Here is a 15,206-nt window from a genome sequence, read left to right on the forward strand (position 1 = left end):
GAGCAAACCCCTGCTCATTGACAGCTACTTCCGGCTGAGACCACGTTTTTTCTCCGCGATTACACACTACATGTGCGCACCGCTTAGCGTTGATTCTCCAGTCGGTGTGCTACATGCAACGTTGGGCCAACAAAGCGGTTTAGCGGGAATCCGCCAGCAATCGCTTTGGTCACGAAGGCTTTACCTTCACGAACAGCCTCTTTCACAGTAAGACCGCGCGCCAAACCTGCGGTAATTGCCGCAGATGTGGTGCAGCCTGCACCATGTGTATATCCGGAGCCAACAACATCGGCTTCAAACCATTCGTAGTTCGTTCCGTCATAGAGAAGATCCATTGCTTTACCCGGGTTAATAACGCCTCTGTCCTTGATCAGGACATGTTTCGCCCCATGATCATGAATGACAGCTGCCGCAGCTTCCATCTGCTCCTTGGAGCGGATCAGTCCACTTTTCGCGAGCTGCGATGCTTCAAACAGATTCGGGGTAACCAGATCAGCACCCGGCAACAGGAATTCGATCATTGCTTCTGTATTCTCAGGTTGCAGCACTTCGTCCGTACCTTTGCAGACCATTACCGGATCGATAACGATCTGTGGCAGTCCGCTCCGGCGGATGTGCTTCGCAACCAATTCAATGATGTCTACAGAACCCAGCATGCCCGTCTTCATTGCATCAAAGCCGATACCATCCAGAACGGTGCGCAGTTGAGCTTCGACTACATTTAATTCCACAGGAAAGACCTGGTGATCCCACGTATCAGGCTCCATAGCCACAACAGTAGTCAGCACAGTCATGCCATACACACCAAGCTCCTGAAAAGTTTTCAAATCTGCTTGAATCCCAGCACCGCCGCTCGTATCCGAACCAGCGATTGTTAATGTTTTTGGAATCGTCATGGTAGTTGCATTCTCCTTCGTCCTTCAGTTGACATTATCCTATCCCTTGTACGAGCAGATGTCAATGGCATGTGAAGCCATACGGAGTATGGTTTCCAAAGGAATCAGTTCACATCTTTTGTCTCCAGACGAATCATGGACAGCGAAGCAATCCACAGTCCGATCGCCCCCAGTGTTAATGGAATGAAGACGATAGAGTTAATTGACACAGAAGGTCCATTAAATCCGGAACACACCACAAGTACAAGCAGAATGGATGATACCAGTGTGGTCGTGACCGAATGTTTGCGCATTCCGAAGAATAGAGGGATCAGAGCCATGGCCGCAGCGGACAAGGAACTAATCGTGTACTTCAGCAGCAGTACCAGTGCATCACTCATCGTCAACGTGTCGGGAATGAAGGAGTAGAATTGGTTTGTGATAACCAGCAAGGCTCCCATCAGCAGATCGGTAAACAAAATCATCATAAAGGTAAAAATAAAGATGATAATCAACTTGGCAGCAATGATTTTCTGGCGCTTGATCGGATAGGTAAACATGACGTTCATCGTTTTATTTCGATACTCACTAATAATCAGTTTCGCTATCAGCGCACCGCCCAAGATGATAAATACGGCTCTGGCGAACGTATCTATTAACATGAAGGAGACATGGTAATCAGCAAAAGTATAATCTTCTGCCCCTTGGTCGGTGAATCCTATCATGATGAGAAACAGGATAAGGACGAGATTGGCGATTCCTGCCGTTCTGAAATTTCGAGCAAACCGATGTTTGCGCAGTTCCAGCTGGATCAGTTTAAGCAACGTCCCCATCCCCTTTCATTAAGCTCATGAAGTGTTCTTCCAATGAATGAGCACGTTTGAAAATGGATTCAATCTCAACGCCATGCCCGATCAGCTTGCCTGTCAATTCCGATGGAGCAATGCCCAGATCATAGATACGTACGGTATGGTCATCGATCATTTTATAATTTTTCAACCCTAGCTGATGTTCCATCACATAGGTCGCTTTACGTGGGTCCAACGTTTGCAGCTCAATGTACTCGCTGTGTCTCCCACGAATGCTGTCCATGGATACTTCTTCAACCAGACGCCCATTTCGAATGACCCCAACGGTGTCTGCAACCTGCTCAATTTCCCCGAGGATATGGCTGGAGATCAACAAGGTAATGCGATACTGGGAGCTGAGACGTTTGAACAAATCGCGCATCTCCTTGATGCCTACGGGATCGAGCCCGTTAATCGGTTCATCCAGAATGAGCAGTTCCGGTGTTGTGATCAGCGCACGAGCGATGCCTAGACGCTGTTTCATCCCCAGAGAAAAGTCACGAACAGGCTTCTTGCCAGTATCCTTGAGACCTACATTTTCAATCATGTCGTTAATGACCTTTTTGTTATGAAACCCCATGTATTCACAATGGAGATCCAGATTTTCCTTGGCGGACAGATTATCGTAGAAAAAAGGATATTCAATGATGCTGCCCATTCGTTTCAGCAATTCATAAGAAGTAGGCGTGAGCTTTTCTCCAAACAATTCAATCTCGCCTACAGTCGGCTTCACCAGGTTGGTCAGCATCTTCATCATCGTCGTTTTCCCCGCTCCATTCGGACCAAGAAACCCGTAAATCTCCCCTTGCTTGATACTCATATTGACGTTCGATACAACCTCTGCCCCTGCATACGTCTTAGTCACACCTATGGTCCGCGCAATATAGGTCATGTTCTTTATTCTCCTTTACGTTCGTCCCTGACGAGTTCTTATATCTGTATTGTAAAGAGAAAAGTCTTCTTTTTTATTAATCAAATCTTACAAAAACCTTAAGCTTATCGTGAAAGCTATAAATTGCACCTAACAAGGTTTTAATGAAACCAAAAATACTGTTCGTACAAAAGGTACGCTATGCAACTCAATACTTCCACCCATCCGCTCCACCAGCCGCTTCGTAATGGTCAGACCCAGACCACTTCCCTGATAGAGACGATTACGGGAATCCTCCAGCGTATACATACGTTCAAATACACGGCTGTGCTCCTGTTCAGGAATGCCCTTGCCCCGATCCCAGATGCTAAGTGTTACTTGTTCGCCTATTGAATACTCCAGTGAAAGGCCAAGTACCTTGCCATCTGCTCCATATTTCATGGCATTGGTGATCAGATTATCCAGCACACGGTCCAGTGCTTCCTCATTACCTTTCACGAAGACATCGCTTTCCGGAATGGACAGCTCCACTTGCAGACCTAGATTCGTTAACATGTCATAAAAAGAGATCATCTTCAAGCGACACAATTCGCTTATATTGACCCTGGTCAGAGTAAGCTCGTTATCCCCCGACTCCAGCTTCGCCAGGTCAAAAAAGGAATGAATCAGACGCAGCACCTCCTGCGCTTTATCCTGGATTTTTCCAGTCATGATTACGCGTTCCTGATCGGTTAGGGAAGTGCTATGCAGCAGCGTTTCACTATAACCAAGCACAACCGTAAGCGGCGTCTTCAGATCATGTGAGATATTGGAGAGCATGTTGCGCATCTCCTTCTCCTGATTGGCATAACCCGCCTCAGCCCGATGTGCATGATCCAGTAACTGATTCATGTCCTTAAGGAGCTGGCTTATCTGGGGGTCACTGTTAAAGACGAGCAGGCGTTCAAATGTATTCTTATCTATAATAGAGGTCAATTTCTCATGTATGTAAGTTAGATGGGTACTACGTTTATGCAGCCTTACGCTTAATAGAATGACGATAAGAGCCAATATCCCGGTTGAAAAGGCAAAGATCAACGTCACGCCGGGTCCACCTCCAGCTTATAGCCGATACCCCACAATGTTTTAATATACCGGGGGTTGGAGGGGTCAACTTCCAGCTTCTCGCGCAGACGACGCATATGAACATTAATGATATTTTCGTCGCCATAATAATGATCATTCCAGACAGAGGCGTAGATTTGAGCCTTGGTAAATACTTTGCCAGGGTGGGTGATAAACATTTTGAGAATACCAAATTCCTTGGATGTAAGCTTTACAGGTATGCCATCACGCTCTACCTCATACGTTTCCGTATCGACCACAAGTCCGCCAATGTGAATGCGCTGTACCTTCGGAGCGACCACAGTTGCAGGCTGTGCGGTATAGTTGGCACGACGAATAGCCGCCTTGATCCGAGCTGTCAGCTCGATCAGCGAGAATGGTTTGCTCAAGTAATCATCAGCGCCGAATCCCAGGCCGAGGGCTTTGTCCACCTCTCCGTCCTTTGCAGACAGGATGAGCACAGGCACCAGACTGGTGGCACGGATGGTCTGAAGCACTTCCATACCATTTTTATGTGGCAGCATCAGATCGAGAATGACCAAGTCATAGCCTGACGGTGATTGGCTGAATTGACGTTCCGCCTCCAGTCCGTCATATGCATAAGAGACGTCATAGCCCTCTTTTTCCAAATAAGGACCGACCATTTCACTAATTGAGCGATCATCTTCAACAAGCAGCAAGCGATAACTTGACACGCTATTCCCTCCAACTTGAACGTTTTCCTTTATTACCTCACAGTTTGCATCAATTGGCAATGAAATACGAAAAACCCGGCAGGTTCGCCACTTCATGTTTCAAAGTGAACCTCCTGCCAGGTCTCATTTACAACCTTATACCGTCTCGCTTCGTATCCAGCACAGTCCAATCGTGCCCGCACCTGCATGAATTCCGACCACAGGGATAAAAGGCATAATTTCCGTCTTCAAGCGGGGAAGCAAATCTGCAATCTGCTGTTTGATTGTAACGGCTTCTTCCTGATTGTTCGCATGCATGATACATACATGCTTCACTTTCCCCATATCGACCTTGAGCACATCCAGCATACGCTGTTTGGCCCGTTTGAACGTACGAATTTTCTCATTCACAACCACTTTGCCCTCTTCGAATCGAAGCAGCAGATGAATTTTCAACAATTGGCTAAGAATAAGCTGGGTCCCCGACACACGCCCACTGCGGTGTAGATGCTGAAGACTGGCCGGAATGAGGTAAAAGGACATGTTATTAATCATCTGTTCGATGTGAAGTTTGATTTCGGATGCTGTCTGGCCTTGCTTCTGCCATTCCAATCCTTGCAAAATCATCTCCCGCAGCGGATAAGCCCCTGCTCTGGAATCAATGGCGGTAACCGTCACACCTGCGATTTCGGCAGCCTGCATCGATGTGTGCAGCGTACCGCTAAGCGCAGTGGAGCAATGAATGGTAATGATCTCATCGTACTTACCTTTCAACGACTCATACAGTTCAATAAATTCACCAATCGGCGGCTGTGAGCTGCTTGCGCGTGAAGCCCCATCAAGTTTCTCATAGAATAATTCCGACGAGATGTCTTCTGTCTCTCGATAACATTCCTCTCCAAAAACGATGCGAAGAGGTACGATGTACACATGATTCTGCTCAGCAAATAGCGGATCGAGTGTGCTCGTACTGTCCGTGACCCATGCAATTTTACTCATTCCAACCTTCTCTCTTGCCGGATTGTTGAAGCTGTATCCTCAATCGTCAGGCACATGCCCGGCGGATTATTTAAAATTTGAATAGTTCATATTGTAAACGTTTGCGTCTTTGCCCCCCAATTATAAAGGAACGGACAAACCACTGTCTTGTGGCGCATTGTTGAACAGCCTCATTTCTTCCGGTATATGCCAAAAAAATGTCTTGCCTGTGAAGGAATAAATTGGTATGCTGTTGTCCTTCTCTCTTTTTCGCCTTGACTGAAGTGAACGGAACCGCCGTTCAACCAACTTATCGGAGGTGTCACATGCTTTATTTCACTCTGGCTTCCAAAGCCTACTCCCGGAACCTGCAATACCGCGGGGCCCACATGGTACATAACCTGGCAAGCGCCATGTTCGGTTACATGTATGCCTGTCTCTGGATTGGCATCGGGGCCGACCACTCTCTCGGAGAATACGGGACACAGGGGATGATCAGTTACATTGCGTTTACGCAATCCTCTCTCTGGATTTCGGGTTTTCTCACCAATGGACTTGGTATTCCACTCACGGTCAGGACAGGGCAGATCGCGCTTGATCTCATGAGGCCGGTTCATCTGTTCACCCACCTGATGGCACGTGAATGGGGGCAGATTGCCTACCAGTTCGTGTACAAAAGCATTCCGATTTACTTGCTCTTCTCCATCGTATTTTCTCTACAATGGCCCTCAGAAGCTTCAACCCTGCTATTTGCCGCAATTGGTCTTGCCGGCGCATCCTATTTATCCATCTGTATGAATTACATTATTGGCGCCACCGCGATGTGGACTACGGAGTCCTCCTGGCTGCATTGGGGCAATCACGCCATGATGAATCTGCTTGCTGGTTTCTTCATTCCGCTGGAATGGCTGCCAGACTGGCTTGAACGAATTGCCTGGTTATCTCCCTATCCTTTCCTGCTCTATGTCCCGACCCGAATCTATCTGGGTTATGAAAATGGCTCCTTGTTATGGGGAACCTTGATTTGGTGCGTCCTCATGACATTCGTCTGTCTGGCGATCACCCAGGTATTGCGCCGTAAAGTGGAGGTGCAGGGCGGATGAAAACAACTTCCTGGCTCACTTTATATAAAATGCTCATTCGAACAAGCATCCGCAGTCGGATGCAATACAAGTTCAATTTTGTCATGGCCTCCGTTCTGGCCGCATTGATTCAAATCTCCGAGTTTCTGATGGTTGCTCTGGTGCTGCACAAATTCGGAGCCATTAAAGGCTGGTCCCTACATGAAATTGGTTACCTCTTCGCGATCATGACCCTATCCAAGACACTGTATCGAACGTTTGGCAACGAAGTGCATCATCTGGAAAAGTATCTGGTCGGCGGCGAACTCGATCAACTGTTAACCCGTCCTATGCCCGTATTGCTGGCCTTACTGCCACAAAACTTCCGCATCATGGCTGGTGAAGTGTTACAAGGCGGGTTTATTCTCTGTTGGTCTCTGGCAGGCATGATGCATAGCGGACAGATCGGTTGGACTGTCATCCCCTTCTCTCTGCTCGTCATCTTGACCGGTGCCATCATTCTTTTTTCGATTGGGCTTGCCACGGCAACGCTTGGATTCTGGACCACACGCATTGAGGAATTGCAGACGATCACCGAGGATGCGGCGCGTACGGCTGCCCAATATCCGCTGACGTTGTATCCCAAATGGATGTCTGGCATTCTGCTGACCGTAATCCCGGTGGGTTTCGTTAACTATGTTCCGTCACTTTATTTGCTTCGCGGCGAACTAGGTGCGTGGGTTCTTGGTGCCATTATTGTTGTAGCCGTCCTGAGTCTGGCCGCAAGTCTGCGTTTCTGGAAATTCGGTTTAACCAAATATCAAAGTACAGGTAGCTAAGGAGGAGAATATCGTCATGACTATGATTACAGCGCGGCATCTGCAAAAGGAATTCAAAACCCCTGTGGTTCGCGAGGGCCGGTTCTCCGGGCTTCGCACCTTGTTTTCACGTGAGTATCTGTCCAAGGAAGCGGTTCGAGACATTAGCTTTGATATTGGCAAAGGAGAATTTGTTGGATATATCGGCCCCAATGGGGCTGGCAAATCCACCACGATCAAAATGCTGACGGGCATCCTTCATCCGACCTCGGGTGAGGTGTTGCTCGGTGGTATGAATCCACACCAGGAAAGACGCCGTACGGTTGGACGTCTCGGTGTTGTGTTCGGACAGCGCAGCCAGCTCTGGTGGGATCTGCCCGTGAAGGATTCGTATGATATTCTGGCCGAGATGTACGGAGTTCGTGCGGAGGACAAAACGAAACGATTAGCCCAGTTCGCCGAGCTGCTGGATCTGGAATCGTTCTGGGCTACGCCTGTCCGCAAGCTCTCGCTTGGACAGCGGATGCGTGCTGATCTGGCAGCTTCCATGCTGCATGACCCGGAACTGCTTTTTCTCGATGAACCGACGATTGGACTGGATGTGAACGCGAAGCGGAACATTCGTCAATTTCTTCGTACATTAAATGAGGAGTTTGGCAAAACGATTTTGCTGACCACCCATGATATGGACGACATTGAACAGCTATGCAGTCGGGTGATGGTGATCAATCACGGTCAACTTACGTATGACGGCTCGATTCCCTCTCTGCGCGACACCATCGGTCTGCCAACGATTATTCGAGTGACGTATCGCGGTTCGTATCATATCCCGGATGCTATATCAACCGCCATTCAGATCACAGGGGCAGAGGGCAAGATCGTCACTGTCGAGGTAAATCGAAAAGAGTGGAGCACGATGGACATTCTGAAGCAGCTCGAACAGTGGGGCGAGATTGAGGATGTCGAGATGAAAGAACCGGATTTCGAGGATATTATTCATCGAGTGTACTGACTGGCCTATTTTATTCAGAACTGGATGAGGGCCTGTTCAAATGCCGTTACATGCGGGAAGGACATGACGTACTGTAATAGCGGAGGTGAAGTGTCATGCTTGTTACCAAACACACACTTGCTGCATCCAGTGCACACGCCACTCCCTATTACCTCGTTCGAGGCACGAAGCCCGGACCCGTCATCATGATTACATCGGGCATTCACGGAAATGAAACCGCGAGCATGGCCGCTGCGCAGAAGCTGGCTAATGATTGCATGGCAGGGCGGCGACACGTGGCTCGTGGACTCCTCATTATTATTCCACGAGTGAATCAAAAGGCTTATCGAAACAACAGCCGAGGAAAACCTGATTTAAATCGCACCTTCCCACGGCATATTTCTGGCAAAGCCAAACATCCGCTTGCTTCCGCTGTTTTTCGGCTTGCCCGTCAATATGGACCTGCCTGGTGGCTGGACCTACATGAAGCCAATGGATTATCCCAACGCAGCTCACGGGTACTGGGACAAACCTTGATTACCAATCCGGGCAGCAAGGCTGTTCCGGTATGCAAACGAATTATAGGGCGAATGAATCGTTCGATTCCCATTCGTGACAGGTACTTCAATTTGAAGCAGCACGAGTTGCCCGGTTCAGCACGAACAGCCGCAGCTCGCCTGCTTCAAGCTCGCTCGGTTACCGTAGAGACTTGCTGGAGTCTGAACCGATCAGACCGGATCAAGTATCAGACAGAAATTGTGGACCATTTCCTGCGCGAAGCAGGCCTGTTTTGAATTGCTTGAATCGTTATGAAGAGCCGGAAACATAAAAGACACCTTCAAAGATATCTCTCACGCCAAACGCGTCAGGGATGATCTATGAAGGTGTTTATTGGTTACAGGGTTATCTTATGAATTGCCATCTTCCTTGTTGATCCGGAAAGATTCAATGTAATTGTGAATATCATGCTCTGGCGTCAGGAGCAACCCTGCAAGAAGTGTCTGCATCTGCTGCAGGTTATCGATATGCGACTGAATCTCTTCAATTCGGTCACGTACAAGTGTTTTAAGTGCTTCACTCTCCATGTCCTCTTGACTAAGCAGCTGTAACGTATCCTGTATTTCTTTTAAAGAATAACCCAGCGATTGAGCATCCTTAATGAATTTGACCTTAACCAGATAATCCTCGGTATACACACGATATCCGTTGGACGAACGACGGGGAGCAGGCAGAATTCCACTGTCCTCGTAGTACCGGAGCGTTGCCATGCTCACACCCGTACGTTTGGCTAACTCTCCTCTTGTCATGGTTTTCATGCTACTCCTCCATCCATCTCCGAGTTATTCCGCCTGATTGCTCCGCAGCTTGGTATACTTGTTATCATAAGTGGCCTCGGGAAAACGGTCTGACGACCCTTCCAGCAAAGGCTGCTGCTCTTCTCCCTTCAAGTAACGGTCAAAGAAGGCCAATGTATATGATCTTGTAATGTCCACATTATGCTCTGGTGTTATGCCTTTGGCAAACAGTTTAGGTGAAATTAACGGAATATCCGTGAAACTCTGATGGAAGAAATGATCCACGGTCAAGTAATACGTATCATTGAGACTGCTTGTCATCACCCGATCCAAATCCGTTTCAAACTCAGGATAAAACACTTTATCCTTGGCAGTGGCGTTCGGGTCAAAACTTTGGGCTGTTCCACCTGACATGATATACATAAACGGCTGTTTCAAGGCTGTAGTGGATACGCTCCCCCAGAATCCGCCTTCCAAACTGAGTCCTGCTTTGAAACGGCTATCCTGCGCTAGTGCTTCCGCTGTTGTCGCACCACCATAAGAGTGACCAAAGATACCGACATGATCCAGATCAAGCTTGCCTTCGAGCAGTTGATTCGGATCATGTTTATTCCACTGGGTGAGCGTATCCAGTACAAAGCTTGCGTCAGCTGCACGAATGCCAACACCTTCTATATTATGTTGATACACTTCCTCTGACGTTAGATCGTCAGGATCCGGCTCATACGAAGCAACATGTCCATCCGGGAATGTCACTTGAGCTGAGGTATACGGATGGTCGATCCCAACAACAATGTAGCCGTGGCTTACCAGTTCCTCAATCGCGGTCATACTTTGAAAGCGTGCAGAGCGTATTCCAGGTGAAAACAGCAATACTGGATACTTGCTCTGTGCGGCAGACACCTCAGCGCCTTTGACCACATGCGTGGGAATCGTATCAAGATAACTGAACACCACCGGTGGAATGCCAAATACGAGACTGATCGCCTCTCCCAACTCGGCAGGATAATGCTCTAGCGGTAATCCTTTGGCTGTTTCCTGATCTACAGGATACCAGACATTAATCATAAGTTCTCGCTTATCACCCGCTTCAGCCGTCTTGGTCTCTTCCCGAGATTCATCCGTTAACTGCTGCGAATAGGTGCCTATGGCGAATGAACCTGTCGGTTCAGGCATCGTGAATGCAGGGAAAAGCGACGTTAGCACCATTGAACCTGCACTGAGAGCCAGCACCAGAATAGATGCCAAGATGGTTTTGAACCACGAACGACGTTTCGGTTTTTGTATGTTCTGCATATTGCGTCCGGACTTCCACAGCTGAATCGCCAATACAATCAGTAAAACAAGGGCTACGATATAGGTGGGCAACAGCTGCACACGAAAACGATCGATTACCCCATGCAATAGAATAACCAGTGCCAATGCCGACAACGTACCCACTTTCACTGCCCGACGTTTGGGAGCCATCAATATGACTACTGCGCTAATAACCGTCACAATGACCAAAATCCATTCCAAAATTCTCATCGACTTACCTCCAACATGTTGTAATACATCAAGGATAAACCTTGAAGTATACTTCAAGGTCAAGGTATAAAAACGAGAAATTTACAATCACGAATTACACATGCAAAAACCCGATAAACGACGCGGCCGGAAGTAGCTTGTACGTCAACATTATCGGGCTGTATTTATCGATTTATTCTTCCACAGTTACCTTCGTTCGGGGCATGGTGTGCATTGCACCAGCAGTAACATGGACCTGTACGATATAGACTCCGGATTGCTCAAACGCGTAGCTTGCTTCGTACAATCCTTCACCTGCTGATTTCGCGGTGATGGCTCCCTTGGCTTCAAGCTCTTCTGCACTCATCATGCCTTGTTCCAGAGATGGTGCCTCCGGTTCATCCTCTTCATTCCAGATCTGAAACTGCACACGGTCCGCATCATTCACAGGCTGCCCCCCTTGTGTAAGCTGGATCTGCAAGGCAACATTTTCCTTAATGGACACCTTGTCCGGTACCATGAGCTTCACCTTGATCATCTCCGGCATCTCACCTGACTGGGACTGCTTCTGTTCCGAACACCCTACGATCAGGAGGGTCAGAATGATGAAGGGCATGAACCAACGGACTTGTCCGCTCATCAATCATCTGTCCTTTCTTCTGAAGAAGATTTTGGTGTTTTGCCAATTCCCCACAGCATAACAATAATGATGATAAATGCGATCAGTGCAAGTAACGGAATTGTGATAAAACCAAACCAGTTCAAGTAATCGGTATAACACGGAATTTGTCCGCATGCCACTGAACTGCCCGTAGCCGAGTAAATACGCTGAATCGTTACATGGTATAACGAGATTCCGCCTCCAATGAAACTAAGGGGAAGAACATACTTGGTAATTCCCGCGTCATCCTTGAAGTAGGCAATGCCAAGTAAAATCGTTAACGGATACATGAAGATCCGTTGGAACCAGCACAGATCACAGGGGATGTATCCCTTAATCTCACTAAAATAAAGACTGCCCCCAGTCGCAATGACTGATACGGCCCAGGCAATAAACAGACGGGTATCAATATGTTTTGCCCGTCGCTCAGGCTTTGAAGCTGTGTCCATCCGCTTGAACCCCCTTTTCCTGTTTGATCATACCGAATAATAATACAACATACATGACTCCAACGGGCTAGTGAATCAGATTATGTACAGTCCACCACCGTACCGTGATCAATTATACGTTACGGCGAGGTTGCTGGCTCCCTTGATTATACCAAATTTTTGAATATTTTGATGTGGCCTTTTTGCGTCCATGTGATGCAGATTGGATTGCAGGTTCACCAAGTAAGATGAAGGTAAAGGCGCTGAAATGAAAACGAAAAAAGCTGCCGTATGGGGCAGCTTTTTTCGTTCTTCTTTTTATAAATAGTGATTACATGGATTTAGTCAGTGTGATGGAGCCATCTTTTTGCGCCCATTTTACATCCCAGCCAAGAAGCTCAGCGATGAAACGCAGTGGCACTTGTGTACGTCCATCTTTGTTAACAAAGACTGTTGCGCCCACATTTTTCTTCATGCCGTTCACTTCCATAACATTGTTGTTCACCCAGAACTTCAGTGTATCATTGCCAGCCATTACAGTTACTTGTTGTGCTTTTTTATCCCATTTCACGGTTGCACCAATTCCTTCGCTCAAGAAGCGCAATGGAATGTAGGTTGTGTTTTTCCAGAGCATTGGCGTGGTGTCCATGTTGGTTGTTTTGTCATTGATTTTCAGCGTTTTGCTGTTCAGCTGCATCCATACAGTTGTTGTCTCTGTTTCAGGCATTGTCGGTGTAGTGGGTTGCTCTTGGAATTTATCATTGAATTGCGTGACAATTGCATTACCCAAGGCTTGACCTACACCAAACATAACTTTGAATCCTTCACGGTTGGTCGTGTACGAACCTCCGTAGTTAGCCGCAGCGTATTGATCCAATACTTGTTGTACTTGCTTCTCATGTGTAGTCAATGCTTGCTGTCCGGCAGCTTTTGGCAAGTTACCCGCTGTTGCGGAATCCAGGAATGTCGCGAACTCCGTTGTGAATCCGTCAATACGTTTCTCGACAGCTGCACGAGCGGTTGCATCATTGTTTTTAACGGCTGTTACATAGTCGCTTTGTGCATTCACGTGGTTGGTTACCCAAATTTTCTCGAACGCATTGGCACCGTCATTACCGTAAATGGAAGCGATCGCTGCTTTGAAATCCGCTGTGTTTCCAGCTTCAGCTGTAACCAGTGCATTGGATGCTGCTGTGCGGCCATCGTATTGTTCTTGCATCTGCAGAGCCGACAGAGCGAAGTGCTCGGAAGCCAAGTGGTTCAGTGCAGATCTCAGATCAGCTGCTGGTGTGTCCGCTTTGCTATTCTCGAATTTCTCAGGCATTTGTGTTGTGATTGCTGTGGAAAGTGCTTTACTCACGTCGAACATTTCTTTGAAACCTTCACGGTAAGCTTTGTATGCATCTGTATAGTCACCTGCTACATATTCATCAAATACTTTTTGCACGAGATCTTCATGTACTTTCAAAGCATTTTTAGCTGCCGCTTTTGGCAATTTGCCTTCCGTTGCGGTGCTGAGGAATGTAGAGAATTCTTCTACAAAACCGTTAATATTATTCTGTGCCTGTTTGATTCCAGCCTGGTTACCCATCTTAGTTGCTTTCACAAGATCATCTGTATATTTGTTATGAGCGCGGAAGATACGTTCGAATTCTTTGGCTCCTGCATCACCGTAAAGGGAAGCGATTGCCGGCTGCATATCCAATGCATTTTGGTCGAGTGCTTTGTAAGCTGCGTCTGCATCTTTTGCTCCGTCATATGCCTTCGCCATTGCGGTTACTGCGAGTGCAAAGTGTTCGGATAACAGGTGATCCAGGCTCGCTCTCAGGTCAGCAGCAGGTGTATTAACACTTGCCTTCATTGTAGTCATTGGTGTCTGTGGTGCTGCAGCAGCCCCGGCGATTCCTGGCATTAATAACGTCAAGCTCAGCATGGGTGCGATAAATTTCTTCATTTTCATTTTCATTACGTGTTCACTCCTCGGTTAGTTTTGTTTATCCTTTGTTTCCTCGTCGTCGTCTTCATAGGGTGTAACGCAGGGTTCTTCAATCTGGATCACCTCTCTGGGCAAAAAAAATTGCAGCCTCCGTCCAGGAAAGCCGCAAATAAGCGCCACAACAAGGTTTATCTCAAATTTAAAAATTTAAAATTATAGTGATCCGCTCCATTCAGCACTGCATACATACTGTAAGTGAAGGACTTTATTTTCCTTAATTTATCAATAAAAAGCTTACATCCAAGGTAAACTTGAAGTACAATGAACAGAACGATTGATTTCAATGAAGGAGGTTCATCGCATGACATTGCTGCCCTATATTTTAATTATTGGCATTGCCCTGTTCGGTGGAATTGCTACCATGATCATCGGGAATTCGAAAGCGAATCAGACCAGCAACCCCGAATATGATCGCAGGACCAAGCAAAATCTGAGCAAACTTACTTATGTATACGTTGGTGCCATCGTTCTCGGCATAGGCGGTTTCGTCCTGTATTTAGTGAACTGAATAGCGCTTACTCTCAGCAAAGTACATGTCTGAACTTTTCGAGTAATTCAAAATTTCGTTGTACATATGGGATGGTTTGGCGAACCATTCCCCTCTCTCTTATGATGGCCAAGAGTCCACGTACCACCCACAAATGAATTTGTTCATAAAGACTTTTCCTGCTGAAAGACTTACCTTCCTGCGTGTATCCCTGCTCAAAATCATCTACATTCTCTCCCATTTCTCTCTCCTTGCTTCTCCAACATCTATAATGTGAATGCTCTCCTCTGTAAATAACAAATTCCAAATGCCAAGATCCTTACACATGTTTACAAGTTGGAGATAATTCAGAATTATTCTGGATATGTTCAGCGGGTAATATAAAGCCATAAGGACAGCAAGCCATTTAAAAAAACACAATATATAAGTTGAATCTGACTTTTACACCATAACGGAGAGGGCAGAACCAATCTGAAGAAGCGTAGCGTTCGCCTTTATCCCCGGATTTCCCCTTATAAAAGGATTCAAGAAAATCTGGGGATAAGAGCGATCGGAAGTTGGTACTGCACTCGGAGTCGCAAGGTGTAAATCCCCCAATTCAACTTATATAAAC

The 15,206-nt window shown here is 47.1% G+C and carries 16 protein-coding genes; 5 read left to right on the forward strand and 11 right to left on the reverse strand.

From position 1 onward, the window contains the following. Positions 1 to 83: 83 nt before the first annotated feature. From thiD to BLS14_RS27360, 6 genes are all read right to left on the reverse strand, one after another. Positions 84 to 896: a bifunctional hydroxymethylpyrimidine kinase/phosphomethylpyrimidine kinase gene (gene thiD / locus BLS14_RS27335; protein ID WP_063567104.1), complete on the reverse strand. Its 813-nt coding sequence runs from the start codon at positions 894 to 896 to the stop codon at positions 84 to 86. A gap of 104 nt (positions 897 to 1,000) precedes the next feature. Next, entirely contained in the window at positions 1,001 to 1,699 is a 699-nt protein-coding gene (locus BLS14_RS27340; RefSeq protein WP_063567103.1) for an ABC transporter permease, read from the reverse strand. Beyond that, the gene (locus tag BLS14_RS27345) at positions 1,692 to 2,615 is read right to left on the reverse strand and encodes an ABC transporter ATP-binding protein (protein WP_090954807.1); all 924 of its coding nucleotides are present in this window, start codon (positions 2,613 to 2,615) and stop codon (positions 1,692 to 1,694) included. The genes BLS14_RS27340 and BLS14_RS27345 overlap by 8 nt, the downstream gene beginning before the upstream one ends. Before the next feature lie 129 nt (positions 2,616 to 2,744). Next, the gene (locus tag BLS14_RS27350; RefSeq protein ID WP_371121675.1) at positions 2,745 to 3,677 is read right to left on the reverse strand and encodes a sensor histidine kinase; all 933 of its coding nucleotides are present in this window, start codon (positions 3,675 to 3,677) and stop codon (positions 2,745 to 2,747) included. Next, positions 3,674 to 4,393: a response regulator transcription factor gene (locus BLS14_RS27355; RefSeq protein ID WP_275078665.1), complete on the reverse strand. Its 720-nt coding sequence runs from the start codon at positions 4,391 to 4,393 to the stop codon at positions 3,674 to 3,676. The genes BLS14_RS27350 and BLS14_RS27355 overlap by 4 nt, the downstream gene beginning before the upstream one ends. 135 nt (positions 4,394 to 4,528) lie before the next feature. Then, on the reverse strand, positions 4,529 to 5,371 hold the full coding sequence (locus tag BLS14_RS27360) for a DegV family protein (RefSeq protein WP_064640635.1): 843 nt from the start codon (positions 5,369 to 5,371) through the stop codon (positions 4,529 to 4,531). 305 nt (positions 5,372 to 5,676) lie between these two features. Here BLS14_RS27360 and BLS14_RS27365 point away from each other — a divergent pair, with 305 nt between their 5' ends. The 4 genes from BLS14_RS27365 (at position 5,677) to BLS14_RS27380 (ending at position 9,014) form a co-directional block, all read left to right on the forward strand. Next, entirely contained in the window at positions 5,677 to 6,453 is a 777-nt protein-coding gene (locus tag BLS14_RS27365; RefSeq protein ID WP_024631448.1) for an ABC transporter permease, read from the forward strand. Beyond that, positions 6,450 to 7,250, forward strand: a complete 801-nt coding sequence (locus BLS14_RS27370) for an ABC transporter permease (RefSeq protein ID WP_072735579.1) — start codon at positions 6,450 to 6,452, stop codon at positions 7,248 to 7,250. The genes BLS14_RS27365 and BLS14_RS27370 overlap by 4 nt, the downstream gene beginning before the upstream one ends. 22 nt (positions 7,251 to 7,272) lie before the next feature. Continuing rightward, entirely contained in the window at positions 7,273 to 8,241 is a 969-nt protein-coding gene (locus tag BLS14_RS27375) for an ABC transporter ATP-binding protein (RefSeq protein ID WP_090954872.1), read from the forward strand. A gap of 95 nt (positions 8,242 to 8,336) precedes the next feature. Beyond that, positions 8,337 to 9,014: a succinylglutamate desuccinylase/aspartoacylase family protein gene (locus BLS14_RS27380; protein ID WP_063567098.1), complete on the forward strand. Its 678-nt coding sequence runs from the start codon at positions 8,337 to 8,339 to the stop codon at positions 9,012 to 9,014. A gap of 114 nt (positions 9,015 to 9,128) precedes the next feature. Here the strand turns inward: BLS14_RS27380 and BLS14_RS27385 are convergent, their stop codons facing one another. From BLS14_RS27385 to BLS14_RS27405, 5 genes are all read right to left on the reverse strand, one after another. Then, positions 9,129 to 9,536 carry a MerR family transcriptional regulator gene (locus BLS14_RS27385; RefSeq protein ID WP_063567097.1) on the reverse strand — a complete coding sequence of 136 codons (408 nt, stop codon included), beginning with the start codon at positions 9,534 to 9,536 and terminating at the stop codon, positions 9,129 to 9,131. A 24-nt stretch (positions 9,537 to 9,560) separates the two neighbouring features. Beyond that, positions 9,561 to 11,042, reverse strand: a complete 1,482-nt coding sequence (locus BLS14_RS27390; RefSeq protein ID WP_090954811.1) for an alpha/beta hydrolase family protein — start codon at positions 11,040 to 11,042, stop codon at positions 9,561 to 9,563. Between the two features lie 172 nt (positions 11,043 to 11,214). Then, positions 11,215 to 11,661 (reverse strand): FixH family protein, encoded by a 447-nt coding sequence (locus BLS14_RS27395; protein ID WP_064640639.1) that lies wholly within the window; start codon positions 11,659 to 11,661, stop codon positions 11,215 to 11,217. After that, positions 11,661 to 12,131: a disulfide oxidoreductase gene (locus BLS14_RS27400; protein WP_090954814.1), complete on the reverse strand. Its 471-nt coding sequence runs from the start codon at positions 12,129 to 12,131 to the stop codon at positions 11,661 to 11,663. Before BLS14_RS27400 ends, BLS14_RS27395 begins: the two co-directional genes overlap by 1 nt. A gap of 310 nt (positions 12,132 to 12,441) precedes the next feature. Continuing rightward, positions 12,442 to 14,070 (reverse strand): copper amine oxidase N-terminal domain-containing protein, encoded by a 1,629-nt coding sequence (locus BLS14_RS27405; protein ID WP_063567109.1) that lies wholly within the window; start codon positions 14,068 to 14,070, stop codon positions 12,442 to 12,444. Positions 14,071 to 14,407: 337 nt separating this feature from the next. Between BLS14_RS27405 and BLS14_RS27410 the strand changes: the two genes are divergently transcribed. Further along, on the forward strand, positions 14,408 to 14,614 hold the full coding sequence (locus BLS14_RS27410) for a hypothetical protein (protein ID WP_063567093.1): 207 nt from the start codon (positions 14,408 to 14,410) through the stop codon (positions 14,612 to 14,614). The last annotated feature ends 592 nt before the right edge of the window (positions 14,615 to 15,206 follow it).

The sequence above is a fragment of the Paenibacillus sp. OK060 genome (genome assembly GCF_900101205.1).
GTDB lineage: Bacteria > Bacillota > Bacilli > Paenibacillales > Paenibacillaceae > Paenibacillus > Paenibacillus marchantiae.

What these genes read in the sequence shown, in the direction of transcription:
- thiD (WP_063567104.1), bottom strand. Translation starts at nt 896, where the DNA reads ATGACGATTCCAAAAACATTAACAATCGCTGGTTCGGATACGAGCGGC.
- BLS14_RS27345 (WP_090954807.1), bottom strand. Translation starts at nt 2,615, where the DNA reads ATGACCTATATTGCGCGGACCATAGGTGTGACTAAGACGTATGCAGGG.
- BLS14_RS27360 (WP_064640635.1), bottom strand. Translation starts at nt 5,371, where the DNA reads ATGAGTAAAATTGCATGGGTCACGGACAGTACGAGCACACTCGATCCG.
- BLS14_RS27365 (WP_024631448.1), top strand. Translation starts at nt 5,677, where the DNA reads ATGCTTTATTTCACTCTGGCTTCCAAAGCCTACTCCCGGAACCTGCAA.
- BLS14_RS27370 (WP_072735579.1), top strand. Translation starts at nt 6,450, where the DNA reads ATGAAAACAACTTCCTGGCTCACTTTATATAAAATGCTCATTCGAACA.
- BLS14_RS27375 (WP_090954872.1), top strand. Translation starts at nt 7,273, where the DNA reads ATGATTACAGCGCGGCATCTGCAAAAGGAATTCAAAACCCCTGTGGTT.
- BLS14_RS27380 (WP_063567098.1), top strand. Translation starts at nt 8,337, where the DNA reads ATGCTTGTTACCAAACACACACTTGCTGCATCCAGTGCACACGCCACT.
- BLS14_RS27385 (WP_063567097.1), bottom strand. Translation starts at nt 9,536, where the DNA reads ATGAAAACCATGACAAGAGGAGAGTTAGCCAAACGTACGGGTGTGAGC.
- BLS14_RS27390 (WP_090954811.1), bottom strand. Translation starts at nt 11,042, where the DNA reads ATGAGAATTTTGGAATGGATTTTGGTCATTGTGACGGTTATTAGCGCA.
- BLS14_RS27395 (WP_064640639.1), bottom strand. Translation starts at nt 11,661, where the DNA reads ATGAGCGGACAAGTCCGTTGGTTCATGCCCTTCATCATTCTGACCCTC.
- BLS14_RS27400 (WP_090954814.1), bottom strand. Translation starts at nt 12,131, where the DNA reads ATGGACACAGCTTCAAAGCCTGAGCGACGGGCAAAACATATTGATACC.
- BLS14_RS27405 (WP_063567109.1), bottom strand. Translation starts at nt 14,070, where the DNA reads ATGAAAATGAAGAAATTTATCGCACCCATGCTGAGCTTGACGTTATTA.
- BLS14_RS27410 (WP_063567093.1), top strand. Translation starts at nt 14,408, where the DNA reads ATGACATTGCTGCCCTATATTTTAATTATTGGCATTGCCCTGTTCGGT.